We start from the raw sequence: 23621 nt of genomic DNA on the forward strand, positions 1-23621 counted from the left end.
CTCTCAAACTCGTTCGACATGGCGTAGCGAGCGTATTCCGTGTTCGAGGTGCCATTGGAGATATGCGGCGACAAGGCCGCTGCACTCGCCGCGGTGACGGGGTTCGGAGGCGTCGGCCGTGTCCCAGTCGCCGCGCAGCAACGCGATCATCAACGCGATCGTCTCCGCCGCCGGTACGGCCGCGCCCGCCGGGCGGCACGCGCCGCACACCACCCCGCCGGCGGCGATCGCGAAGGCGCGCACGGCCTGCGCGCCGCAACGGGCGCACTCCGACAACGCGGGGGCGTAGCCGGCCACGGCGAGCGAGCGCAAAAAGTAGGCGTCCAGGACCAGCCGCGCCTCGTGCTCCCCGCCGGCGAGCGTGCGCAGGCCGCCGATGAGCAGCAGGAACTGGCGGAGCGCGGGCTCCTTCTCGCCGACGGTGAGCCGGTCGGCGGTCTCCAGCATGGCGGTGCCCGCGGTGTAGCGCGGATAGTCGTGCACGAGGGCCTCGCCGTACGGGCGCAGGGTCTCGACCTGGGTGATCACATCGAGCGAGCGGCCGGTGTGCAGTTGCAGGTCGACGTGGGTGAACGGCTCCAGGCGGCCACCGAACCGCGACATGGTGCGCCGCACGCCCTTGGCGACGCCGCGAACCTTGCCGGTACGCTTGGTGAGGATCGTCACGATGCGATCGGCCTCGCCCAGCTTCTGGGTGCGCAACACGACGCCCTCGTCACGATACAGACTCACCCCGCACAGTGTAGTTGCGGCCGATGGACGCGCGGGGGGCGGCGGGGTTCCAATGGAGAGGGCAAACCGGGGGAGAATCCCGGGTGAAGTTTCCGATGCACCGGGCTTACCGAAAGGTCATTAAACTTCTCACTTTGGCGGACCCCCCGCACCGAACAAGCCTTTCACCGCTGCCTGAAAGGGTGCCATGACCCGCGTGGTCCTGCTGGGCACTTCACCCAGTCCGAACGAATCAGACACACAGCCGGTGTCACCCGCACAGGTCCGGCTGTCATCCTTCGTCACCGCGCCCACGGTGACCGCCCGCCTCTACGGCCAGGCCGCCGCGCTCGATCCCGAGCCGGTCACGATCGCCCGACCGGCCGACGCCGGCGCGTACCGTCAGTATCCGGGCCGGGTGCTGGAGAGCACCGACCTCGCCGGGGACCTGCGCGCGCTGGCCGACGCGATCGAGGACACCGAGGAGCCCGTGCTGATCATGCCGGCCGCCTCGGTGATCCACGACGAGCTGATCTACCAGATCACCAAGACCAAGCGCGGCGCGCTCGCCCTGATCGCCAAGGAGCCCCGGCAGGAGGCCGAGAGCACCGAGATCTCGGAGAACGGCGACGGCGAGATCGCCGAGAACGGCGAGCCCCTGACGCCCGAGCCGCCGATCGAGGAGGCCGAGCCGGAGATCGGCGACCGCACCCTGGAGGGCCTGCCGGTGCGCATGCGCGCCGGGCGGTCCCGGGTGATCTCGGTCGGCTCGGCGTTCCACGCGGTCACCCGGCCCAACGCGGTGGCGCTCGGCCCGCTGTACATCAGGGCCAGGAACGCTCCCGTGCTCGCCGAGGCCGCCCGCGAGCTCGCCGACCTGGCCCACCTGCTCGGCCCCGAGGACGACCTGACCCAACTGCTCGTGCTCTGCCTGGTACGGCGCGGCGTCTCCGTGGGCATCCGGGGACGCCGCGATCTGTACTACCGGCGGATCCTCACCCAGGCCGACGCCGACGAGGCCCAGCAGATCATGGCGGGCATCGACGAGGACCGGGCACGGCTCAACAACGCGGTCAAGGGCGCCGACGGCTTCTTCACCACGTACTTCGTCAGCACCTACTCGCGGTTCATCGCCCGCTGGGCGGCCCGGCGCGGGCTCACCCCGAACCAGGTGACGCTCATCTCCATCGCCCTCGGCCTGCTGTCGGCCGGGTCCTTCGCCACCGGCACCCGGGCGGGCGCGGTGGCCGGCGCGGTGCTGATCTACTTCGCGTTCGTGTTCGACTGCGTGGACGGCCAGCTCGCCCGGTACGCCCGCAAGTTCGGCGTGCTCGGCGCGTGGCTCGACGCGACCTTCGACCGGTTCAAGGAGTACGTGGTCTTCGCCGGCCTGGCGATCGGCGCGACCGTGGCCGGGCAGGGCGACGTGTGGACGCTCGCCCTGGTGGCGCTGGCCCTGCAGTCGGTGCGGCACCTGCTCGACTTCTCCTTCGGCGCGGGCCACCGCCGCCGGCGCCGCAAGCCCACCCCGCTTCCCACGCTCGAGCTGACCGTCAGCCCCGACACGCCGCTGCGCGAGGCGCTGGTGCAGCGCAAGGCCGAGCAGACCGGCGTGGTCAAGCGGATGCTCAAGGCCTGGTCCAGGGCCGGCCGGTTCCGCCCGGTGCACTGGGCCCGCAAGATGATCGTCTTCCCGATCGGCGAGCGCTTCGCCGCGATCGCGATCACCGCCGCGTTCTTCGAACCCCGCGTCACCTTCCTCACCCTGTTGATCTGGGGCGGCATCGCGGCCGTCTACACCCTGACCGGACGTCTTGTGAGGTCGCTCGCATGATCACTCAACCGCAGACCACCTCCGTGCCCGCCCCCGATCCCGACGAGGAACGGCTGCGGATCCAGACCGCCCGGCTGGTCTCCTACCGCGACGACGGCCCGCTCGCCACCCTGCTACGCGACCATCTGGGCCCCGGCCTGCCCCCGGTGTTCACCACGCTCGTCGCCCTGATCGCCGTCGCCGCCCTGGGATTCACCGGCACGCTGGACGTCGGCACCGGCCCGATCATGCTGGTGCCCGCGCTGATCGTCGTCGCCCTCGTGGTGCCCACGATGCCGCGCGACCATCTGGGGCGGTTCGACTGGCTGGTGCCGCCGCTGGTGCGGGCCGTCGAGTTCCTGACGATCCTGCTGGTCGCACTGGCCGCCGACGCTCCCAAGTGGCTGCTGTTCGTGCTCATCTATGTGATCGGCTACCACACGTACGACACGGTGTACCGGACCCGGCAGAGCATCTGGCCGCCCGCGTGGGTGTTCCAGGCCGGGCTCGGCTGGGAGTGCCGCCTGCTGATCATCGGCGTGGGCGCGGCGATCGGACAGCTCACGATCGTGATGGCGGTGCTCACCGCCTACCTGGCCGTGCTGTTCGCCGTGGAGAGCATCACGAGCTGGGTGCGGCTGGACAAGTCCTCCACCAACGCCCAGGCGTCCGACGACCTGGAGGCCGCGCCGGAGGAGGCCGTCGAGCGCGCGAGCGCGGAGGCCGACAAGGCCTGACAGCCACGTCACGGGCCCGGTCGCCCACGGCACCCTCGGTGCCGGGCGGCCGGGTCTTCGCTTTTCCCGGCGATCCACGCGGACGTGTCGTACCGCCCCTCCCCCGCCACGCGACCTGCGCACGGCGGCGGTCCCTCGTTTCGCCGCGCTCCCCCACCGGCGCGGCGCCGAAGCTCAGCGCACCCTGGCTCGGTCGCGGCGGCCCGGGCAGGGCCACCGGGATGGGGTCCTCGTCAGCCACCCCTTCTGACGCGGCGCATGCGGCGGGCGTACGCCGGGCGGCCGACTAGGCGCCACAGCAGCCGGGCGGGGCGGGGCAGGCCGCCGAGCAGGTAGGCGCGTTCGCGGGGGTCGGCGTCCTCCAGGATCGCGCCGAGCAGGAGCAGGCGCTTGTGCGGGGGGACGCCCGCGGCGGCGCGGACGTTGAACGCCTCCCATTCCGGAACGGTCAGGTGCTCCTCGATCAGCGGGAGGACGTACCCCTCCTCGTCGTGCACGTGCTCGGCGAGGACGGACCGGTGCTCGCGCAGGATGGCGGCGAGACAGTCGCGGGCCTGTGCGTCCGCCGTGCGCTCCCATCCGTCGAACGCGGCGCTCGCCCGGCCGAGGGTGGCGGCGATGCGCTCGTGCTGGGCCTCCATGCGCAGCACCACGTCGGCGTCGAGGTCCACGCGGGCGAGCAGCTTCGGCCACAGCAGCTCGTCCTCGGCCTCGTGGTGGTGGTGCAGCACCGTACGGTAGTCCCGGAAGTGGGCGGCGAGCGTTGTGGCGCGGGCGCGGTTCCCGGGTGCCACGCCCGGGACGAGTTCGGCGAGCAGCCGGGACTCACGGGTGAAGACACGGTGGATGATGACCATCCTGTGCACATAAGGACGATCAGGTGCGATAGCGGCCATATCGGTCTCCTCAGCCTCAACAGGGATAAGTGCCACGGACAATGCCGGGCTCTCTCCACTGTCGGCCGGGTGCTTGATACCGACTTGATGCTGTCTTGGGCGATTCACCTGCCTTTATGATTGCCCGGTGCTGATCCGGGTACTCGGCGCGATCGAAGCCGAGATCAACGACCGTGCCGTGCATCTGGGTGGCGGGCATCAGCGTGCGCTGCTGGCGATGCTGCTGGTCGCTCGCGGCGACGTGGTCTCCGTCGACCGGCTGATCGACGGTCTGTGGCGAGGCGAGCCGCCGCCGAAGGCCATCGCGTCGCTGCAGACCTACATCGCCCACCTGCGACGCCTGCTGGAACCCGACCGCCCGCCGCGCGCCCCGGCCCGGATCCTGGTCAGCGCGGCGCCCGGCTACGCGATCAAACTCGACGACGACGCGGTGGACGCCTGGCGCTTCGAGCGGCTGGTACGGCAGGCCCGCGACATCGGCCCCGCCGACCCCGCCCGCGCCGCGACCCTTCTCGACCAGGCGCTCGGCCTGTGGCGCGGCGCCGCGTACGCGGAGGTCGCCGACGAGGAGTGGGCCGTCGCCGAGACGTCCCGCCTGGAGGAGCTGCGCGCCTCGGCCCGCGAACTCTCGGTCGAGCTGACCCTGCGCCGCGGCGCCCCGGCCGAGGCGGTACCCGCGGCCGAGGCCCTCACCCGGCAGCAACCGCTCCGCGAGGAGGGCTGGCGGCTGCTCGCCCTCGCCCTGTGGGGCGGCAACCGCCAGGCCGACGCCCTCAACGCACTGCGCCGGGCACGATCCGTGCTCGCCACCGAACTGGGCCTGGACCCGGGACCGGACCTGGTCGAGCTCGAGGACGCCATCCTCAACCAGCGCATGCCGGTCCTGCACGCCGCCCTCCGGCTCCCCGGCGCCGCACCATCCGGACCGGCGGGCGCGCCGCCCGCCGCAGGAGCGCACGCCTCGGCGGCGGCCCTGCCCTCCTCCCCCCTCCCCGCCCCCGCCACGTTCGTGGGCCGGGAGGCCGAGTTCGCGGCGTTGCGGGAGGCCGCCGAGTCGGTGGCGGCAGGTCGAGCGGGCATCGCCGTGGTGACCGGAGAGGCCGGAGCGGGCAAGTCGGCCCTGCTCGGGCGGCTGCTGGAGTACGTCACCGCAGGCCATTGGCGGGTGGCCGTGGGGCGATGCCCGGAGGACGACGGCGCTCCGGCGGCGTGGGCGTGGATGGAGGCGCTGCGACCGCTGGCCGAGCGCGTGCCGCCGGGTGAGGCGGCGCGGGCGCTGGCCCCCCTGCTGAGCGACGACTCCGCCCTGACCCGGCTGAGCGCGGGCGAGGACACCTCGTCCGGGCGATTCCGATTGCACCGGGCGGTCTCGGAGTGGCTGCGCCGGGTCGCGGCCGAGCGTCCGCTCGCCGTACTCCTCGACGACGTGCACCGGGCCGACGCCGAGACGGTCTCGCTGCTCACCGCGCTCGCCGAGGAGCTCGGCGGCGCACGGATCCTGCTGGTGGTGGCGTATCGCGCGGCCGAGGTGACGCCCGTACAGGAGGAGGCGCTGGCGGCGCTCGCCCGGCGCTCGCCGGTGCGGGTGAGCCTGCGCGGGCTCGCCCCCGACGAGGTGGCGGCGCTCGTGGCCGCCGTCTGCGAGCGCCCGGTGGACGCCGAGACCGTGTCCGCCCTGGCCGAACGCACCGGCGGGAACCCGTTCTATGTGCGGGAGAGCGCCCGGCTGCTGGCCGGCGAGGGCGCGCTGGTGGCGATCTCGGAGGTGCCGGAGGGCGTGCGGGACGTGCTGCGCCGGCGGCTGGCCCGGCTGCCTCCGGCCGTCGTCACGGTGCTGCGCCTCGCCGCCGTCGTGGGGCGTGAGGCCGACGTGGACCTGCTGGTGCGGGCCGCCGACGCCGACGAGGAGGGCGTCCTCGACGCGCTCGACGCCGGCGTGGTCTCGGGGCTGCTGACCGAGCCGTCCCCGGGCCGGGTGCGGTTCGTGCACATGCTCGTGCGGGACACGCTCTACCAGGACCTGTCCCGGATCCGGCGTACCCGGATGCACGCCCGGATCGCCGAGGCGCTGCGGGAACGACCGTCGGCCGACCCGACGGCGCTCGCCCACCACTACGCCCGGGCGGGCACGGCGGCGACCGCCCCGCTCGCCCTGCACTACTCGCTGCGCGCCGCCGAGGTGGCCACCCGCCGGTACGCGCACGACTCGGCGGTGGAACTGCTGCGCCAGGCGCTGGAGTGCTTCGAGCGCAGCACCGGCGAGGAGGGCGACCACGACGCCCGGCGGGTGGACATCCTCGGCGCCCTGCTGCGCGCCCAGGTGCGGGCCGGCGCCCTCGGTGACGCCCGCGCCACCCGCGAGCGCGCCATCGACGTCGCGGTGACCGCGGACCGGGAGGACCTGCTGATCGCGGCCCTCACCGCGTGGACCGAGCCGACCCCGTGGAACGTCCGCCCCTACGCCAAGGTCGACCGCCCCTTGGTGAACCTGCTCATGCGACTGCTGTACGGCCGCGCGGAGCGTGGCCACGGTGCCAGGAACGCGAGCGACACCGCGCAAGACGGCGGAACACCGGGGGCGAACACCGGAAATCCCACGGATCCCGGCGTCAGCGATTGGACCGACGGCCACGGACGGCACCGCCTGGATCCGCTCGTCCGGGCGCGCCTGCTGGACACCCTCGCCGCCGAACTGGCCCACGAGCGGGACCCACGCGCGGCCGAGGCGGCGCGGGAACTGGCGGAGCTGGCCGCCGGCCTCGACGACCCGAGAATCACCGCCGGCGCCCTGACCGCCCGGATCAAGGAGCTGGACTACGAGCGCGAGGCCGAGGAGCGTGCGGCCCTCGGCGCGGAACTGGCGAGCGTGGCCGAGCGCCACGACCTGCCCGCGTTCCGCTGGTACGCCGAGTACGTCGCGAGCACGGCCGCGGCGGCACGCGGCGACGTAACCGCGCTGCGCCGCCACGTCCGCCGCTGCCTGGAGATCGCCGACGCGTACGAGATGGCCGAGGCGCGCGGAGTCGCCATGTGCGCCGAGGCCACGCTGGCGCACATCGCCGGCAAACTGGACGAGGCCGAACGCGTCTACCTCGACGCCTACACGCACATGAAACGCCACGGCTCGCTGCACGCGGACGCCTTCCTGGTCATGGCGATCGGCACGATGCGCATCACCCAGGGCCGACTCGCGGAACTCGTGGAGCCGATCCGAGCGCTACAGGAAACAGGCGGCACCGTGGCCACCGACGCCCTGGCACTCGCCCTCGCCGCCCAGGGCCGCATCGAGGAGGCCCGCGCCGCCCGCACCCCCGCCCATCCGCTGCGCCGCGACTACTTCTTCTCCTCCCTGGCCACACTGCGCGCGATGGCCGTATGCGCACTCGGCGAACGCGACGAGGCCGAAGAACTCATCGACGCCCTCCTCCCCGTACACGACCACCTCCCCGGCACCGCCTCCACGGCCATCGCCATGCGCCCGGTGGCCCACACCCTCGGCGAACTGTCGCTGCTGATCGGCAAACGAGAGCAGGCCGCCGAACACTTCACGCACGCCGTCGAGATCGCCCGCCGCTGGGAGGCCCCCATCTGGCTCGCCGAGGCCCAGGACGCCCTGACCCGGTGCACGGACGCCCCGACCGGCCCGAGCCGACCCCGCACGCGCGGCGCTTGACCGGCGGGCCCGGCCGGGCGGGCGGCTCGTGTCAGGCGCTCTCCCGCTGGTAGAGGCGGGTGCCGACGGCGACGCCGACGACGAGGAACACCGCCGCGGCCAGCAGGCCCCAGCCGACCGCGGCGGAGACGTACGCGCCGGCGAAGAACGAGCGCAGCGCCTCGACCACGTGGCGGAACGGCGTCAGGCGGGAGAGCACGTCCAGCCACGGCGGCGCGAGGGACATCGGCAGCAGCGCCCCGGACAGCAGCATCAGCGGTACGACGACCGTCGTGGCGACCGGAGGGAAGAGATCGTTGGGCATGGCCAGGGCGGCGGCGTAGGACAGCGACGCCAGCCCGACGGCGAGCACGAGGAGCAGGGCGAGACCGAGCAGCACCCCGGCGAGCGGGGCGCGCAGGCCGAAGGCCCAGCCGATGGCGATCAGCAGCGCCGACTGCACGGACAGCACCGCGACGTCCCTGATCACCCGGCCGAGCAGCAGCGAGACCCGGCTCGCGGGCGTGACGCGCAGCCGTTCGAGCACGCCGAAGCGCTGGTCGAGGAAGATGTCGAAGCCGGCCAGACCGGTGCTCATCAGGCTGAGCTGCACCAGCAGGCCGGGGACCAGGACCTCCCAGGAGCCGACGCCGCTGCGGGCGAACAGGGGGCCGAACAGCACCAGGAACAGGATCGGCTGGACGGCGTTGAACAACACGGCGAACTTGCTGCCGAAGGTGGCGCGCATATAGTGGCGCGCCAGGATCAGCGTGGTCACAGGCGTTATCTCCTTGTACATCTCCTTGTACGGCCGGTCAGGCGGCGGTGTCCTCGCGCAGTTCGCGCCCGGTCACCTTGAGGAAGACGTCGTCGAGGGTGGCGTCCGGGCCGAGCTCGGCCTTGAGCGCGGCCGGGGTGCCCTCGGTGACGATGCGGCCGTGATCGATGATCAGGACGCGGTCGCACAGGGCGTCGGCCTCGTCGAGGTAGTGCGTCGTGAGAAAGACGGTCATGCCGTCCCGCTCGCGCAGCCGCCGCACGTGGTCCCACAGGTTCGCGCGGCTCTGCGGATCCAGGCCCGTGGTGGGCTCGTCGAGGAACAGCAGCCGGGGCCGGTGCAGCAGGCTCATCGCGAGGTCCACGCGCCGTTTCTGACCGCCGGACAGCGCGGCGGCCGGGCGCTCCTCGACGCCTTCGAGGTTCATCAACTCCAGGCTCTCGGCCACGCGGGCGCGGGCCTCGGCGCGGCTCATGCCGTACAGACGGGCCTGGGTCTCCAACTCCCGTCCCACGTACGCCATGGGCCCGACCATGTTCCCCTGGGCGACGTAGCCGATGCGGCGCCGTACCTCGGCAGGCTGAGCGGCCAGGTCGTACCCGGCGATGGTGGCGGTGCCGGAGGTGGGCGGCAGAAGCGTGGTGAGCATGCGCAGGGTCGTGGTCTTCCCTGCGCCGTTGGGACCCAGGAAGCCGACGATCTCCCCCGCCCCCACGTGCAGATCGACGCCACGCACGGCCTCCACCGCCGCCTTCCTCCCGCCCCTACCGGTGATGAACGTCTTCGTCAACGCACTGGTGCGAATCATGCCAAGTAGGGTAACACCAATTTTGGTGTCACTTAAATTTTGTGACCACTGCTAGAATCTCCCCATGTCCGAGGAGTTGAGCCTGCGCGAGCGCAAGAAGCGGGAGACCCGGCAGCGCATCTCCGACACGGCCATGGGCCTGTTCATGCAGCACGGCTTCGACAAGGTGACGGTCGCCGACGTGGCACGCGCCGCCGACGTCTCGGTCAACACGGTCTTCAACTACTTCAAGACCAAGGAGGACCTGTTCCTCGACCGCCGCGACGCCGCAGAGGACTACCTCGCCCGAGTGGTCCGCGAGCGTCCCCCCGGCGTATCGGCGCTACACGCCATCCGCGACGACTTCCTCGACGCGGCCCGAACCCAGCACTGGCGCTACGGCTTCAACGCGGGCGCCGACTGGTTCGCCCGCCTGATCGCGGAAAGCCCGACCCTCACCGCCCGCATCACCCAACTCCACGAAACCCGCGAGGAACTCCTCGCGACGGCCCTGGCCGACGCCGCCGACGCCGAACCGGACGACCTCACCCCCAGAGTCATCGCCGCCCAGATCAATGCGGTGCTACGCGTGCTCACCCAGCAGGCCCACGACCGCAGGCGAGCCGGCGAGCCCTGGGAGGACATCCTCCCCGACACCCAAAAGGCCGCCGAACGCGCCTTCGCACTACTCGAAGACGGCGTCGCCGACTACCCCGGGCGTTCCAGCCGGTGAGGCAGGAAACGACCCACAGCCGCACCCCTGCCTATGTCACCCTCGCGGCTTAGAGCAGAAATCCATCGATGGGATCGCCCCGCAACTCTTCGATGCTACGGATCGGGCCCACTCCCTGCTCATGCGCCAGCTCCGACAGCGGAGACGTCGACGCGCCGGTCAAACGCTGCACCGCCTCCAGATGCATGATCCTCACGGTCGAGCCGTCTGGTTGCACCTCGGCTCTGCCGCTCGCCATGACAAGCTGATCCATCGCCTCCAGCACCGCATCGCGCAGCTCACTGTCAAAGTCGGCGAGAACGCTGCCCGCATAGGTGTCTATCCGGCAGCGAAGAGTGGCAGGAGAGAAGTCTCCCATGTGGAGACGGCCCACTATCGTGACGTCATCCTCAGACGTCTGCCGCGCGCCGTTCCCGAGAGGACCGCTCACCCGGACGCTCATAGAGAACCCCGGCGAGGTTGCGCCATCGTCCATGGGCATGACACCTACCTCTTCGCGACCACATGTAACCCCAGAGTCTCCACCACCCCATCGATCATACGGCGTTCCTGCTACCTAAAGTCATCAAATGGATACCAGTGGCTATCTAGGCGGTTCGTACCCGCAAACACCTGCGTGCCATCGCGGTCCGGCACCCCTGCCTTCGATTGCCACCCTTGGGATAAAAGGCATAACCTAATGTTCTTTGGTTGCCCTATGTATCTCTAGGATGAGAGGCGGAGCGCGCATGGCGCGGGCCGGGCTGACGGCGGAGCGGGTGACGCTCGCGGGCGCTGAGCTGGCGGACGAGGTCGGGCTCGACCATGTGACGATGTCGGCGGTGGCGCGGCGGCTCGGCGTGAAGGACGCGAGCCTGTACGTGCACGTGCGCGGCCTTGAGGACCTGCGTGGGCGGATCGCGCTGCTGGCGGCGGACGAGAAGACCATTCGCATCGCCGAGGCCACCGCCGGGCGGGCCGGTAAGGACGCGCTGGTGGCGTTCGCGAACGCCTGGCGGGAGTACGCCCACGCCCACCCCGGCCGCTACACGGCCACGCAGGTCCCCATGCGGATCGATCCCGAGCTCGCGGCGCGGGCACACGGACCGCGACGCGCGGTCGAGCTGACCTACAGCGTGCTGCGCGCCTACGCGCTGGCCGAGCCCGACCTGACCGACGCGGTCCGCCTGGTGCGCAGCACGCTCCACGGCTTCGTCAGCCTCGAAGCCGCAGGCGGGTTCGCCCACGCCCGCCCCACCGAGGCCACCTGGACCCGCTGCCTCGACGCCCTCCACACCCTCCTGACGCGCTGGCCCGACGCCGCCGAAGGGGATCCCTCATGACCCCCTCCGCACCCGCCCGGAGGCGAGCGATACTGGCCGTATGACCGGTGAGCCGTCCATACCTCGACTCGACCGAGCGCGGCGGCGTCAGTTTCGGCAACGCTCCTTCGCGTAGCGGGGCTTACGTCGATTTCAGCCCCAAACACTGTCCGCAAAGACGATCAAGGAGGTGTTGGAGAGGTGAATCTGAGCAAGGCGGAATGGCGCAAGTCTCGGCGGTCCAACGACACCGGAGCCTGCGTCGAGGTGGCGACGAACCTTCCGGGCATCGTCGCCATGCGCGACTCCAAGAACCCTGACGGCCCCGCTCTCGCCTTCACCCCCGCCGAATGGTCGGCATTCGTCGCAGATCTGCGCGACGGTCTACCTAACGACTGATCAGGCTCCGTACAGGTGACCGCCGTCCGTTCACCCTGTCAGGGCCTTATAACGGGGATGATCTTCTCTTCACGTCCATCAAACGATCAGGGATACTCCCGTACGACACCGCCGCTGTTCTCCAGTCGATCGATGGACGCCAGCAGGCGACGCGCGTTCTCCGGGCTGCGCAACAGGTACGCCGTCTCCTTGAGCGACTGATAGTCGTCAAGCGACACGATCACCACCGGCTCGTGTCCGGCACAGGTGATGATGACCTCCTCGTGATCGTTCACCACAGAGTCGAGCACCTCGGCATAGCGTGCTCGTGATTCCGAGTACGTCATCGTCTTCATGCACCTCTCCCATCGCCCGTACAGAACCCTGTACGTACAACGCTCTATCGGCAACAACCCACCGCGGCTACTATCGGTTACCTTATTATTACCTTGTGCTGTGCACATACCCCGATATCCGCGACCGGATCTACAAGCTCGCTCGTGAGCACCAACTTCGGGTCGACTGGGTCGAGTCGACGCGATCCTCTCGCGTACTCTTGCTTCACAACCGAGAGCAGATCGTGGTGGCCCGCGCGATGGTCCGAGTCAAGAACATCACACGGTGGGATCTTGACGAGCTCCAGGCCGACCTAGCGCATGTGTTCGGGAAGGATTGGCTCGCATGACCTCGACCTCTCACCGACTGGTATTTCGCGTCAGCCGTGCGCGCACTCTCGACACCGACATCGACGTCTGGCACGCGAGCCCCGTCGATGCCCCGATCCGCTCTGGCGTGAACGGCGAGACCTTGAGCGAGCTCTTCGAAGAGGTCGAGGCGGTGAAGCACTTCATCCTCGGCTTGCCCAAGGAGACTCCGGTCAGCGTCGAGTACGTCTACGAGTTGCCCGGTGTCCCCTGCGAGGTGCTCGCGTCCTACCATCAGCAGCGCCTCGTGCTGGCAAGGGCCACGGCGGCCAGGTTGCGGGATGCCGGGTTTTCGGCGGAGGACAGCACGACGCTGCTGGATCTGCCGGAGTCGCAGATGCGCCGTTTGCAGCAATCCGCATAAACCCGCTCATCGAGGCGTCGTGCACACGAGCGCGGCTGACACCGACCAGGCGATGACGTGGGCGGAGGACGGCCTGTCCGCCCGGTGACGGGCGGCTTCGGACGGCGGCGCGGTATACAGGTCTGCGTGGAGCTTGACCAGCTTGATCGTGCCATCATCCGGGAGCTCGTCGAGGACGCGCGGGCCACGTACGCCGAGATCGGGCAGCGGGTGGGGTTGTCGGCGCCCGCGGTGAAGCGGCGGGTGGATCGGCTGCTGGAGAAGGGGGCGATCCGGGGGTTCACGGCGCGGGTGGATCCGGCGGCGCTGGGGTGGACGACCGAGGCGTATGTGGAGTTGTTCTGCCGGGGGAAGACGTCGCCGGCGGATATCGCGATGGCGGTGGCGCACAGTCCGGAGATCGTGTCGGCGTGCACGATCACCGGGGAGGCGGACGCGTTGCTGCACATCCGGGCGACGGACATGCGGCATGTGGAGCGGGTGATCGAGCGGATCGCGAGCGAGGAGTTCGTGGTGCGGACCAAGAGCGCGATCGTGTTGTCGCGGCTGGTGGAGACGCCCGTGCCGACGGAGTGAGGAAGGTTCCGGCGCGTCCGGGTGGGTTTCGGCGGGCTTTCGCGCGGGTTTCGGCGCAACGAATCGTCGTGGCGGGGCTCTGGGACGCAATGGAATGCCGGATACGCGCAACGTCGTCCGCTTGGTCCGCGCCAAATGCCGTTTCTATCCTGGTCGTATCTCGCTGACCAGCCCTTTTCCTCTGTGGAGCGTTGCATGACGCGTGTTCGGCATTACCTGATGTGTCGACCCGACTACTTCGCGGTGGAGTACGCGATCAATCCCTGGATGGACCCGGAGGCCGGGGCGGACCGGTCTCGCGCGATCCGGCAGTGGGAGGGGCTCAAGGCCGTCTACGAGGAGCTCGGGCACCGCGTCGATCTCATCGAGCCGATCGACGGGCTGCCCGACATGGTGTTCGCCGCCAACGGGGCGCTGGTGGTGGACGGGAAGGTGTACGGCGCCCGGTTCGCCAACGCCGAGCGTGGGCCGGAGGGGCCGGCGTACCTGACGTGGTTCCTCGGTCGGGGGTTCTCGGAGGTGAAGGAGCCCGAGCACGTCAACGAGGGTGAGGGGGACTTCCTCTCGCTCGATCACGTGATTCTCGCCGGGACGGGGTTCCGCACCCGGCCGCCGGCGCACCACGAGGCGCAGGAGTTCTTCGGGCGGCCGGTCGTGACGTTGCGACTGGTGGACCCGCGCTACTACCACCTCGACACCGCGCTGTTCCCGCTCGACGGAGGGAACGTCGCCTACTATCCGGGCGCGTTCTCCCCCGGCAGCCGCGCGGTGCTTGAGCGCATGTTCCCGGACGCGGTGATCGCCTCGGCCGAGGACGCGGCGGTGCTCGGGCTCAACGCGGTCTCCGACGGCCGCCACATCGTGATCAACGCCGAGGCGGGCGGGCTCGAACTGGAGCTCAAGCGCCGCGGTTACGACGTCATCCCGGTGGACCTCAGCGAGCTGCGCAAGGCCGGCGGGGGTCCCAAGTGCTGCACCCTGGAGATCCGATCATGAGCATGACGGCCGAGCACATCGAGCGCGGCGAGCGCCACAGCGCGCACAACTACCATCCGCTGCCGGTGGTGATCCGCGAGGCTCGGGGCGCGTGGGTGACCGACGTGGAGGGGCGCCGGTATCTCGACTGCCTGGCGGGGTACTCGTCGCTGAACTTCGGGCACGGCAACGAGACGATCCTCGCGGCGGCGCGGGAGCAGCTCGATCGGCTGACGCTGACCAGCCGGGCGTTCTTCCACGACCGGTTCGCCGAGTTCTGCGCGGCGCTGGCGGGGCTCACCGGCAAGGACATGGTGCTGCCGATGAACACCGGGGCCGAGGCCGTCGAGACGGCGATCAAGGTGGCGCGCAAGTGGGGGTACGAGGTCAAGGGCGTGCCCGAGGGCAAGGCGAACATCATCGTCGCGGAAGGGAACTTCCACGGGCGGACCACCACGATCGTGGGGTTCTCCACGGATCCGGACGCGCGGGGCGGGTTCGGGCCGTTCGCGCCGGGGTTCACGGTCGTCAAGTACGGCCTGGTCGACGCCGTCCGCGACGCGATCGACGAGAACACGGTGGCCGTGCTGATCGAGCCGATCCAGGGCGAGGCGGGCGTCGTCGTGCCGCCGGACGGCTACCTGCGGCAGATCCGGCAGATCTGCTTGGAACGGAACGTGCTGTTCGTGGCGGACGAGATCCAGTCGGGGCTGGGCCGTACCGGGGAGACGTTCGCCTGCGACCACGAGGGCGTGGTGCCGGACATGTACGTGCTCGGCAAGGCGCTCGGCGGCGGCGTGGTGCCGGTGTCGGCGGTCGCGGCGAACGCGGACGTGCTCGGCGTGATCCGGCCGGGACAGCACGGGTCCACGTTCGGCGGCAATCCGCTGGCGTGCGCCGTCGGCATCGCGGTGATCGGGCTGCTGCGGACCGGCGAGTTCCAGGCGCGGGCCCGGGAGCTCGGCGCGGTGCTGCACCGGCGGCTCGGCGAGCTGGTCGGGCGCGGCGTGGTGGCGGTGCGCGGACGCGGGCTGTGGGCCGGGATCGACTTCGACCCGTCGGTGGCGACCGGGCGGCAGGTGTGCGAGGCGCTGCTGGAGCGCGGCGTGCTCGCCAAGGACACCCACGGCTCGACGATCCGGCTCGCGCCGCCGCTGGTGGTGACGGAGGACGAGGTCAATTGGGCCGTCGACCGGCTCGCCGAGGTACTGCCGGGCTGATCCGCACCGCGGCCATCCCGTTCACCCAGGCGACGTCGGCCGGGTCCGCGATGTGCCGACGGACCGTGAACGCGCCGTAGATGCCACCGGGCTGATCCGCACCGCCGCCACCTCGGTCACCCAGGTGACGTCGGTCAGGTCGGCTATCTGCCGACGGACCGTGAGCGCGCCTTCGATGCCGCCGGGCTGAGCCGCACCGCCGCCACCTCGGTCACCGAGGTGAGGTCGGTCGGTCCGGCGGTGTGCCAGCGGACCGTGGCCGCGCCGTCGTCGAGGTCGAGGGTGGCGATGGCGTTTTGGAACCACGGGCCGTTGGTGATTCGCCAGCGCAGTGGCGGGCGGGGCAGTCTGGAGAGTCTGGCCAGCAGGCCGCCCGCCAGGCCGGCGAGGCCGAAGGAGGCGACGACGTTGGCGAGGCGTAGGGCGCGGCTGAGGGGGTTGCGGATCGGGGAGCAGACGATCTGGTAGATGTCGTGGCGGCGGGTTTTGGCCAGGTAGGAGTAGTGGACGTCGCCGGAGAGCAGCAGGATCGTGGTGGGTGGGGTGCCGCGGGCGCCCGTCGCCACGTCGATGAGCAGGCGGGCGAGCGCCTCGAAGGAGCGGCGGAACGCGGCCCAGTGCTCCAGGTCGAGCTGCTGGCGCAGCACCTCGGCCCAGCGGGCGACGCGCCGCCCCCAGGCGCCGTCGGCGACGGCCTCGTTCCACGACTCCACGTGGTGGATGCCGGTCGGCAGCAGCACCGGAAGCGAGGAGCAGACGACGAGGTGGTCGACGTCGCCGGTGAGCTGCTCGGTGACCCAGTCCCACTCCTTGTCGTCGACCATGCGGCGGGCGCCGGGGGTGAGGACGCGGGCGGCGCGGGTGTCGAGCACGACCAGGCGGGCCCGGCCGACGTCGCGGGAGTAGCTCCAGCGGACCGAGGTGGGCTCGGCGTCGGCCTTCGCCGCGTGCTCGTCGAGCGCCGCCCCCTGGTCGCCCTCGCCGGAGCGCAGCCGGGCGTACAGGGGGTCGGCGGCCCGCTCCTCGGGGGACAGGTTGCCCAGGTGCTGGTAGAGGTAGTAGGCGCCGAGCGCGGAGATGATGCGGCCGCGCCACCAGGGGACGTCCGCCATCGTCTCGCGCCAGGCGGCGCTGGTGTTCCAGTCGTCCCGTACGTCGTGGTCGTCGAAGATCATGGCCGTGGGGAGGGTGGAGAACAGCCAGCGGATCTCCGGGTCGGTCCACGCCTGCCGGTACAGCTCGGCGTAGTCCTCGAAGTCGGCGACCTCGTCCTGCGGCTCGCCGTCGCGGCGTGACCGAATGAACTCCAGCATCCGGGCCGACGGCTCGTCGGCGTACACCTGGTCGCCGAGCAGGAGCAGCGTGTCGGGCCACTCCTCGTCCGGGGCGTTCATGAGGCGATGGCCGTACGCGCGCAGCACGTCCACGCCGTGGGTGAGCACGTGCCGCGCGTCGTGCGGGACGCTGGTGCGGCACGACCCGAACAGCAGCCTGCGCGGCTCGGACAACGGCCGCACCCGGCTCGGCGGCAGCCCGCCGTCCGGTGGCGGCCACACCCGCTCGCCGTCCAGGGCCACCGTGTACGGCACGGCCCCCGTCAGCCCGTCGAGATCGACGATCGCGTAGTGGTGGCCGTGCACGGTGAAGGTGCGCTCCCGGCCGCGCACGTCCCCGGCCTCGACGGTGACCACGCACGGCTCGCTGGTCTCCACCCAGATCGAGGCCCGCGTGGCGTCGGCGTACCGCGACATCGGGCCGACGATCAGCTCGGCGGTCACCGGTCCTCGTCCAGAACCACCTCGGGCTCCCTTCGCAGCGCGTCCGGCTAGGCAAGGAGAATACGCGCCCAGAGTTACCCGAAGGTGTGATATCCGCCCCTGTAGTACAGCAGCGGCCGCCCGGCCGCGCCGGACGCGGGCCCGAGCTCGCGCACCCGGCCGATCACGATGTGGTGGTCGCCCGCCCGATGCTCCGCCTCAAGCAGGCAGTCGATCCAGATGTGCGCCCCCTCGATGACGGGGTTCCCCGCCGCGGTCGGCCGCCAGGCGATCCCGCGCCACTTGTCCCCGCCGCTGCGCGCGAACTGGTCGGAGACGTGCCGCTGGGTGTGCGCGAGCACGTTCACGCAGAAGGCCCCGGCGTCGCGGATGACCGGATAGGTGAGCGAGGACACCGCGACCGAGAACGACACCAGCGGCGGCTCCAGCGACACGCTGAAGAACGACTGGCAGGTCAGCCCCGCCGGCACGCCGTCGAGCACGGCGGTCACCACGGTCACCCCGGAGGCGAAGTGGCCGAGCGTGTCGCGGAACTCCCGGGCCGAGAAGGCGATCTGCGGCTGTCTGGTGCTCATGACTCCTCCACCGCCCCGCGCCGCCACGGCATCGCCCACCGCTCGACGAGCACGACCAGGCCGAACGCGGCCAGCCCGATCGCCGCCGCGGTGACGACCGCGGCCCACAGGTACGCGTTGTCGAGCCGCGCCCGGGTGTCGTGGATGAGATACCCGAGCCCCTCCAGCGCGCCGACGTACTCGGCGGCGATGGCCGCGACGATCGCCGCCGACGCGCCGAGCCGCAGCGACGTGAACAGGTACGGCAGCGAGGCGGGGAACCGGACGCGGGTGAGCTCCTGCCACCGCGACGCGTTCAGCGTGTGCATGAGCTCCAGCGTCTCGACGTCCGCCGAGCCGAGCCCGCGCACCATGGTGACCAGGGTCACGGTGTACGCGAGGAAGGCCGCGAGCAGGACCTTGGACAGCACGCCGGGCCCGAGCCACAGCACGAGGATCGGCGCGATCGCCACCAGCGGGATCGCCTGCAGCGCCAGCACCAGCGGATAGGCCCCGGCTCGCAGCAGCCCGGAGTAGGTGAACGCGACCGCGCACACGATCGCGACGAGGTTGCCGAGCAGGAAGCCGAGCGACGCCTCGGTGAGGGTGACGAGGGTCTGGTGGGCGAGGTCGGCGCGGTTCGCCACGATAGCCGCGGCGATGCCCGACGGCGGCGGGACGACCAGGACGCTCACCCCGGCGCGGGTGACGTACTGCTCCCACCCCACGACGATCGCCACGAGCAGCAGGACGGCGGGCAGCGCGCGCCTCATGCGGCGGCCCCCCTGCCCGCCGTCGTCGCCGGCGCCCAGGGCATGGCGACCCGCTCGACCAGCGTGATGATCCCGACGAGCCCGAGCGTGAGCGCGGAGGCCACCACGATCGCGGCCCACATGAGCCCGATCTGGAAGGTGTATCCGGAGATCTGCACGAGGTAGCCGAGGCCGCTGTCGCCGGTGATCCACTCGGCGACCGTGGCCTCGATGACGCACGACGACGCCGAGATCCGCAGGGCCGCCAGCAGGTACGGCCGCGCCGCGTACACCCGCACCTTGAGCAGCCGCTGCAGGCCGCTGGCGCTCAGCGTGTGCATGAGCTCCTCCACCTCCGCGTCCGCCGAGCGCAGCCCGCGCATGAGGTTGACGAGCGTGGTGAGGAACGTGCTGATCGCGCAGACCGTGATCCGCGGCTCGTACCCGGTGCCCATGAGCACCACGAGGATCGGGATGATCGCGATGAACGGCAGCGCGCGCAGGGCCAGCAGCAGCGGGTACACGGCCGTCCTGGCGAGCCGCGAGTAGGTGAGCGTCATCGCCACCGCGATCGCCGACACGGTGCCGAGCGCGAACCCGGCGAGGGCGACGCCGAGCGTCGCCGCAGCCTGCTCGCCGAGCTCGCCCCGGTACCGCGCCATCGCCTCCAGGACCGTGCTCGGCGCGGGCAGCACGTAGAACCTCACCAGCCCGCTCGCCGTCACGAGCTGCCACAGCACCAGGGCGGCGACGAGGAAGGCCACGGGGGCGCGCACCCCCGCCACGCCCTCGAAGATCTTCGCTTTGACGCGGTTCATCCGGCCTCCCGTGGTCAACCGGCGAGGAGCGCACGGGCGGGGGCGACCGGCGCCGGTGCGGTCCCGGAGCCGAGCGCGTGCCGCAGGTCGCGTTCGGCCGCGACGAACCCGGGGTCGTCGCGGAGCTCGGGGGTACGACGGTGCCCGAACGGCAGCGAGGCGACGTGCACGATGCGGCCGGGCCGCGGCGACATCACCGCGACCGTGTCGGACAGGATCACCGCCTCGGTGACCGAGTGGGTGACCAGCAGCAGGGTCGCGCCGGTCTCCTCCAGGATGTGGATGAGCTCGAAGTTGAGCCGCTCCCGGGTGAGCTCGTCGAGCGCGCCGAACGGCTCGTCCATGAGCAGGAACCGGGGCCGCAGCGTGAGCGCGCGGGCGATCGCGCCGCGCTGGCGCATGCCGCCGGACAGCTCGTGCGGGTAGGCCTTCTCGAAGCCGGACAGCCCGACCAGCTCGATCGCCTCCCTGGCCCTGGCCCGCCGCTCCCGCTTGGGGACGCCCGCCACCTCAAGGCCCAGCTCGACGTTCTCGGCGAGCCGCCGCCAGGGCAGCATGACCGACTGCTGGGAGACCAGGGCGAAGATCCGGGCGGCGCGGGCCTCCGCCGGGGTCAGCTCGTCCATCGTGGCGGTGCCGGAGGTGGGCCGCACGATGTCGGCGAGGATCTTCAGCAGGGTCGACTTGCCGCAGCCGGAGGGGCCGAGCAGCGAGGCCCACGACCCCTTCGGCACGACGAGGTCGCATGCGTCCACGGCCGTGGTGGCGATGCCGCGCCGCTCGTACGTCATCGTGACGTCCCGGACGATGATGCCCTCCCTGTCGCGTCGGTCAGCCATGGCGGGCCGCCCCGGCGAGCGCGGGCCGTACGTGCCGCTGGAAGAGTTCGAGGGTACGGCGGGTCGGCTCGGGGGCGAGGCCGGGGAACTGCACGAGCAGGTCGAGCTGGTCCACGCCGGTCACCTCCAGGTACTCCCGCAACTGGGCGGTGACCTGGTCCGGGTCGCCGACGATCACGCAGGCGCGGCGCAGCCGGCCGTCGAGCGTCACCGCCTGCGCCGGCAGCAGCCCGGCGGCGGTCGCGTCCGCCGCGTACCGGCCGTTGCGGCCCATCTGGGCGTAGTACGTCTCGAATGCCTCCCCGAACCGGGCCATCGCCTCCTCGCGGCTCTCCCCGATGAACACCGCGCGCACGCCGCGGACCTTCCCGGTGCCGCCCGCCGCGCGGTAGCGGGCGACGTAGCGGGCCTGCGCCTCGGCGATCTCGGCCTGGCCGACGACGAAGTTCACGCCCCGCTCGGCCACGTAGTCGATCGAGGCGTCGTCGCGGCAGGCCGCCCAGATGCGGGAGATCAGGTGGGGCGCCGGGCCGACGTTCAGCAGCGGCAGGCCGGTGGAGGTGTCGCCGCGCAGCAGCATGAGGATCTCGCCGAACAGTTCGCGGAACCGCTCCTGCTTGCGCCGCCGGGCCTCCGGGTCGGCGGGCCCTGCCGTGCCCTGGCCGACGCCGAACTCGGCCCGGCCGCCGGACACCAGGTCGAGCAGGCACATCTCCTCGGCGCTGCGCTGCGCCGGGACGCTCGGCAGCACCTTGACGCCGGTGCCGAGGCGCAGGCGCGAGGTCGTCGCGGCGACGCGGGCCAGCAGGAGTTCCGGGACGGGGATCCGCCCGTAGAAGGGGGCGTCCTGGACATTGTGGTGCTCGCCCACCCATACCGAGTCGTAGCCGAGCTCCTCGGCGTAGGCGAACTCGTCGAAGGCCCGCCGTACGAGGTCGGCGGTGGCCTCCTCGCGCACCTCCCACATCTGGTAGAGCAGGCCCACCGGCTCGTCGAAGGTCGTCGTCGTGGTCATCTTCCGGGCTCCCGTTCCGTCGTCGTGCGGGTCAGAGTTTCGCGGTGCCGGCCTCGCCGGACAGGTCGCCGAGCAGCGGCTTGACGTCCACGAGCTTCGGGGTGAGCTTGAGCTTCACCGCCACCTTGGCGACCTCCTCCCACGCCTTCGGGTTGAGAGAGAGCAGGCCGTTCTCGGCCGTGTGGTCGTCGGCGATGTAGGACGTCTGCGTCTTGGACTGGTAGATCTGCTGGTCGAGGTCGAGGCCGCTGGTGAACTTGTTGTCGACCATGTACTTGGCCCCGGCCTCCGGGTCGCGCAGCAGCACCTCGTACGCCTTGGACATGACGCCGACCCACTTGGTGAGGGCGGCGCGCTTGGCCGGGTCGTCGTAGATCTTGCGGGTGGTCACGTAGGTGTTGCCCTGGGAGGGGATGCCGAGCTGCCCGAGCGGGAACACGGTGACGGGCACGCCCGCCGCCTCGATGGACCGCGGCTCGTTGAAGGCGAACGACGAGAACATGCAGTCCACCTGGCCCGAGATGAGCAGGCTGACGTCCTGGCCGCCGATCGGCACGATCTTGATCTGGTCCTTGGTCACGCCGATCGCGGACAGGATCGCCGGCAGATACACGTTGGCGGCCTGCTTCAGGCCCAGCCGCTTGCCCGCGAGGTCGGACGGCCGCTTCACGCCCGAGTCGTTCCGGCAGGTCATCGACGTGGGCGTCTGCTGGTACTCGGTGGCGATCGCCACGAAGTCCGCGCCCTGGCTCGCGGCGGTGATGGTGCTGAGGGTGTCGAGCACCGCGATGTCCACCTGCCCGGCGGCGAGCAACGTCGACGGCGGGGTGTCGCCGCCCGGCTTGATGGTGACGTCCAGGCCCTCCTTGGCGTACAGGCCCTCCTTGAGCGCGTAGTAGGGGGCGAAGTGCTCGACGGTGCCGACGTAGTTCAGGCCGACGGTGAGCGGGACGCCGCCGGACGCGGCGGGGGTCGCCTCCTCCTTGGCGGTGGAGCCGCACGCGGAGACCGCGAGGGCGAGGACGGCAGCCAGGACGGGGGCCAGAACAGGCGTTAAGACGGGGACGCGGAGGCGCATCACATCTCCTCGGGTACGGGAAGGAATTCCGGGCTGAGCAGGGCGGCCAGGTCGGACTTGCGGATACGCCCGTGCACCCCCTTGACCTGGTCCACCACCTGGGAGACCGCGAAGTCCGCCGCCGCGCTGAGGTAGGCGTAGGCGGTGGCGCGGTCCAAGGGATACCGGCTGGTCAGCAGATCGAGACCGTTGCGCACGCAGGCCGCCATGGCCCGGTCGAGGTCCTCGTCGAGGCCCACCGGGATCAGCAGGTCGTCGGTCTCGCCGTAGAGGGCGCGCATGTGCTCGGCGGCGGCCCTGGGGATCAGGTCGAAACGCAGGGTGGCCCGCAGCGGGGCCTCGAAGGCGGTGAGGGCCACCTCGCCGTCGCCCTGCGCGTAGTGGGGGTCCCCGACGTACACGAGGGCGTCGGGCACCTGCACCGGCAGGAACAGCGTCGAGCCGGCGGTGAGAAGGCTGATGTCGAGGTTGCCGCCGTGCCGTCCGGGCGGGACCGAGCTCGCCCGGCCGCCGTCGGCCGGGACGACGCCGATCACGCCGAGGAAGTAGCCGAGGGGGAACCGGATCACCCCGGCCGGGGTGGCGATGCACCCCACCGGGCCGTCCGGGCCCTCGCCGGCCGTGCACAGCACGAAGGTCGAGCCCGGCCCCTCCGGCATCTCCCCCGGCAGGGCGCCGCGGCCGTGCCTGCTGGAGACGAACCCGTACGGCAGCCGCGGACGCAGATCCTCGATCCGCACCGCGAGCATGTCGCCGGGCCTCGCCCCGGTGACCGCGATCGGGCCGAGCACCACATGCGGGCCGTCGCCGGGCCGGTGCGGCACGTCCCGCGCCACGTCGATCGCGTCCCGCAGCACCAGGTCGGCGGCGATGCCGTAGCGGGCCATGAACGCGAGCGGATCCCGGCCCTGGTCCTCCAGGATGCCCTCGTGGCTCACCGTGTCGATCACGACGCTGCGGCCGGGCTCGACCCGCAGCACCGGGCGGTCCGCGGGGCAGGGCAGCCGGCCCCAGAGCACCGAGCCGCGCTGGGCGCCGAGGTAGGCGGTTCCGGGCGGGACGCCCTGCCCGGCCTGCAGCACCTCGAACGGCCGGATGCCCGCAGGGGGATCGGCGGGGAGTCCGGCGGGGACCACGCTGTTGAGAGTCACGATGCCGAGCT

At 71.4% G+C, this 23621-nt stretch carries 24 protein-coding genes; 10 read left to right on the forward strand and 14 right to left on the reverse strand.

Features of this window, described 5'->3' with window-relative positions:
- Positions 1–3 precede the first annotated feature (3 nt).
- Positions 4–732, reverse strand: a complete 729-nt coding sequence (gene recO / locus AB0K60_RS11240) for a DNA repair protein RecO (protein ID WP_364051544.1) — start codon at positions 730–732, stop codon at positions 4–6.
- 247 nt (positions 733–979) lie between these two features.
- On the opposite strand from recO, the gene AB0K60_RS11245 reads away from it, so the two are divergent.
- The gene (locus AB0K60_RS11245) at positions 980–2545 is read left to right on the forward strand and encodes a CDP-alcohol phosphatidyltransferase family protein (RefSeq protein WP_364051547.1); all 1566 of its coding nucleotides are present in this window, start codon (positions 980–982) and stop codon (positions 2543–2545) included.
- Positions 2542–3261 carry a DUF5941 domain-containing protein gene (locus AB0K60_RS11250; protein ID WP_364051550.1) on the forward strand — a complete coding sequence of 240 codons (720 nt, stop codon included), beginning with the start codon at positions 2542–2544 and terminating at the stop codon, positions 3259–3261. The genes AB0K60_RS11245 and AB0K60_RS11250 overlap by 4 nt, the downstream gene beginning before the upstream one ends.
- Positions 3262–3494: 233 nt before the next feature.
- On the opposite strand, the gene AB0K60_RS11255 is transcribed toward AB0K60_RS11250, so the two are convergent.
- Entirely contained in the window at positions 3495–4118 is a 624-nt protein-coding gene (locus AB0K60_RS11255; protein ID WP_364052099.1) for a hemerythrin domain-containing protein, read from the reverse strand.
- Between the two features lie 166 nt (positions 4119–4284).
- On the opposite strand from AB0K60_RS11255, the gene AB0K60_RS11260 reads away from it, so the two are divergent.
- Positions 4285–7830, forward strand: a complete 3546-nt coding sequence (locus AB0K60_RS11260; protein ID WP_364051553.1) for a BTAD domain-containing putative transcriptional regulator — start codon at positions 4285–4287, stop codon at positions 7828–7830.
- A 31-nt stretch (positions 7831–7861) separates the two neighbouring features.
- Here AB0K60_RS11260 and AB0K60_RS11265 read toward each other — a convergent pair whose 3' ends face one another.
- Together AB0K60_RS11265 and AB0K60_RS11270 are read right to left on the reverse strand one after the other, a co-directional pair.
- Entirely contained in the window at positions 7862–8587 is a 726-nt protein-coding gene (locus AB0K60_RS11265; RefSeq protein ID WP_364051556.1) for an ABC transporter permease, read from the reverse strand.
- Between the two features lie 37 nt (positions 8588–8624).
- Positions 8625–9395, reverse strand: a complete 771-nt coding sequence (locus tag AB0K60_RS11270) for an ATP-binding cassette domain-containing protein (protein ID WP_364051559.1) — start codon at positions 9393–9395, stop codon at positions 8625–8627.
- Positions 9396–9459: 64 nt separating this feature from the next.
- Between AB0K60_RS11270 and AB0K60_RS11275 the strand changes: the two genes are divergently transcribed.
- Positions 9460–10107 carry a helix-turn-helix domain-containing protein gene (locus tag AB0K60_RS11275; protein WP_364051562.1) on the forward strand — a complete coding sequence of 216 codons (648 nt, stop codon included), beginning with the start codon at positions 9460–9462 and terminating at the stop codon, positions 10105–10107.
- 49 nt (positions 10108–10156) lie between these two features.
- On the opposite strand, the gene AB0K60_RS11280 is transcribed toward AB0K60_RS11275, so the two are convergent.
- Positions 10157–10588 carry a hypothetical protein gene (locus AB0K60_RS11280; RefSeq protein WP_364051565.1) on the reverse strand — a complete coding sequence of 144 codons (432 nt, stop codon included), beginning with the start codon at positions 10586–10588 and terminating at the stop codon, positions 10157–10159.
- A 247-nt stretch (positions 10589–10835) separates the two neighbouring features.
- On the opposite strand from AB0K60_RS11280, the gene AB0K60_RS11285 reads away from it, so the two are divergent.
- Together AB0K60_RS11285 and AB0K60_RS11290 are read left to right on the forward strand one after the other, a co-directional pair.
- Entirely contained in the window at positions 10836–11429 is a 594-nt protein-coding gene (locus AB0K60_RS11285; protein ID WP_364051568.1) for a WHG domain-containing protein, read from the forward strand.
- Positions 11430–11609: 180 nt separating this feature from the next.
- Complete coding sequence (locus AB0K60_RS11290) at positions 11610–11807, forward strand: DUF397 domain-containing protein (RefSeq protein WP_364051571.1); 198 nt, start codon at positions 11610–11612, stop codon at positions 11805–11807.
- A gap of 86 nt (positions 11808–11893) precedes the next feature.
- On the opposite strand, the gene AB0K60_RS11295 is transcribed toward AB0K60_RS11290, so the two are convergent.
- Entirely contained in the window at positions 11894–12142 is a 249-nt protein-coding gene (locus tag AB0K60_RS11295; RefSeq protein WP_364051574.1) for a type II toxin-antitoxin system prevent-host-death family antitoxin, read from the reverse strand.
- 325 nt (positions 12143–12467) lie between these two features.
- Between AB0K60_RS11295 and AB0K60_RS11300 the strand changes: the two genes are divergently transcribed.
- The 4 genes from AB0K60_RS11300 to rocD all read left to right on the forward strand — a co-directional run bounded on the left by AB0K60_RS11300 (position 12468) and on the right by rocD (position 15625).
- Positions 12468–12854 (forward strand): hypothetical protein, encoded by a 387-nt coding sequence (locus AB0K60_RS11300; RefSeq protein WP_364051577.1) that lies wholly within the window; start codon positions 12468–12470, stop codon positions 12852–12854.
- 126 nt (positions 12855–12980) lie between these two features.
- The gene (locus AB0K60_RS11305; RefSeq protein ID WP_364051580.1) at positions 12981–13430 is read left to right on the forward strand and encodes an Lrp/AsnC family transcriptional regulator; all 450 of its coding nucleotides are present in this window, start codon (positions 12981–12983) and stop codon (positions 13428–13430) included.
- Positions 13431–13625: 195 nt separating this feature from the next.
- Positions 13626–14426 (forward strand): dimethylargininase, encoded by an 801-nt coding sequence (gene ddaH, locus AB0K60_RS11310; RefSeq protein WP_364051583.1) that lies wholly within the window; start codon positions 13626–13628, stop codon positions 14424–14426.
- Positions 14423–15625, forward strand: coding sequence for an ornithine--oxo-acid transaminase (gene rocD / locus AB0K60_RS11315; protein ID WP_364051586.1), 1203 nt, complete (start codon positions 14423–14425; stop codon positions 15623–15625). The genes ddaH and rocD overlap by 4 nt, the downstream gene beginning before the upstream one ends.
- Before the next feature lie 143 nt (positions 15626–15768).
- Here rocD and AB0K60_RS11320 read toward each other — a convergent pair whose 3' ends face one another.
- The 8 genes from AB0K60_RS11320 to AB0K60_RS11355 form a co-directional block, all read right to left on the reverse strand.
- Positions 15769–17403, reverse strand: a complete 1635-nt coding sequence (locus AB0K60_RS11320; protein ID WP_364051589.1) for an alkaline phosphatase D family protein — start codon at positions 17401–17403, stop codon at positions 15769–15771.
- Positions 17404–17477: 74 nt separating this feature from the next.
- Positions 17478–17978, reverse strand: a complete 501-nt coding sequence (locus tag AB0K60_RS11325; RefSeq protein ID WP_364051592.1) for a flavin reductase family protein — start codon at positions 17976–17978, stop codon at positions 17478–17480.
- Positions 17975–18730, reverse strand: coding sequence for an ABC transporter permease (locus AB0K60_RS11330; protein WP_364051595.1), 756 nt, complete (start codon positions 18728–18730; stop codon positions 17975–17977). The genes AB0K60_RS11325 and AB0K60_RS11330 overlap by 4 nt, the downstream gene beginning before the upstream one ends.
- Positions 18727–19527 (reverse strand): ABC transporter permease, encoded by an 801-nt coding sequence (locus AB0K60_RS11335; protein WP_364051598.1) that lies wholly within the window; start codon positions 19525–19527, stop codon positions 18727–18729. The genes AB0K60_RS11330 and AB0K60_RS11335 overlap by 4 nt, the downstream gene beginning before the upstream one ends.
- Before the next feature lie 14 nt (positions 19528–19541).
- Positions 19542–20366: an ABC transporter ATP-binding protein gene (locus AB0K60_RS11340; RefSeq protein ID WP_364051601.1), complete on the reverse strand. Its 825-nt coding sequence runs from the start codon at positions 20364–20366 to the stop codon at positions 19542–19544.
- On the reverse strand, positions 20359–21381 hold the full coding sequence (locus AB0K60_RS11345; RefSeq protein WP_364051604.1) for an LLM class flavin-dependent oxidoreductase: 1023 nt from the start codon (positions 21379–21381) through the stop codon (positions 20359–20361). Before AB0K60_RS11345 ends, AB0K60_RS11340 begins: the two co-directional genes overlap by 8 nt.
- 31 nt (positions 21382–21412) lie before the next feature.
- The gene (locus AB0K60_RS11350; protein WP_364051607.1) at positions 21413–22459 is read right to left on the reverse strand and encodes an ABC transporter substrate-binding protein; all 1047 of its coding nucleotides are present in this window, start codon (positions 22457–22459) and stop codon (positions 21413–21415) included.
- The gene (locus AB0K60_RS11355; protein WP_364051610.1) at positions 22459–23610 is read right to left on the reverse strand and encodes an acetamidase/formamidase family protein; all 1152 of its coding nucleotides are present in this window, start codon (positions 23608–23610) and stop codon (positions 22459–22461) included. Before AB0K60_RS11355 ends, AB0K60_RS11350 begins: the two co-directional genes overlap by 1 nt.
- Positions 23611–23621 lie beyond the last annotated feature (11 nt).

The organism is Thermopolyspora sp. NPDC052614, assembly GCF_040678635.1.
Taxonomy (GTDB): domain Bacteria; phylum Actinomycetota; class Actinomycetes; order Streptosporangiales; family Streptosporangiaceae; genus Thermopolyspora.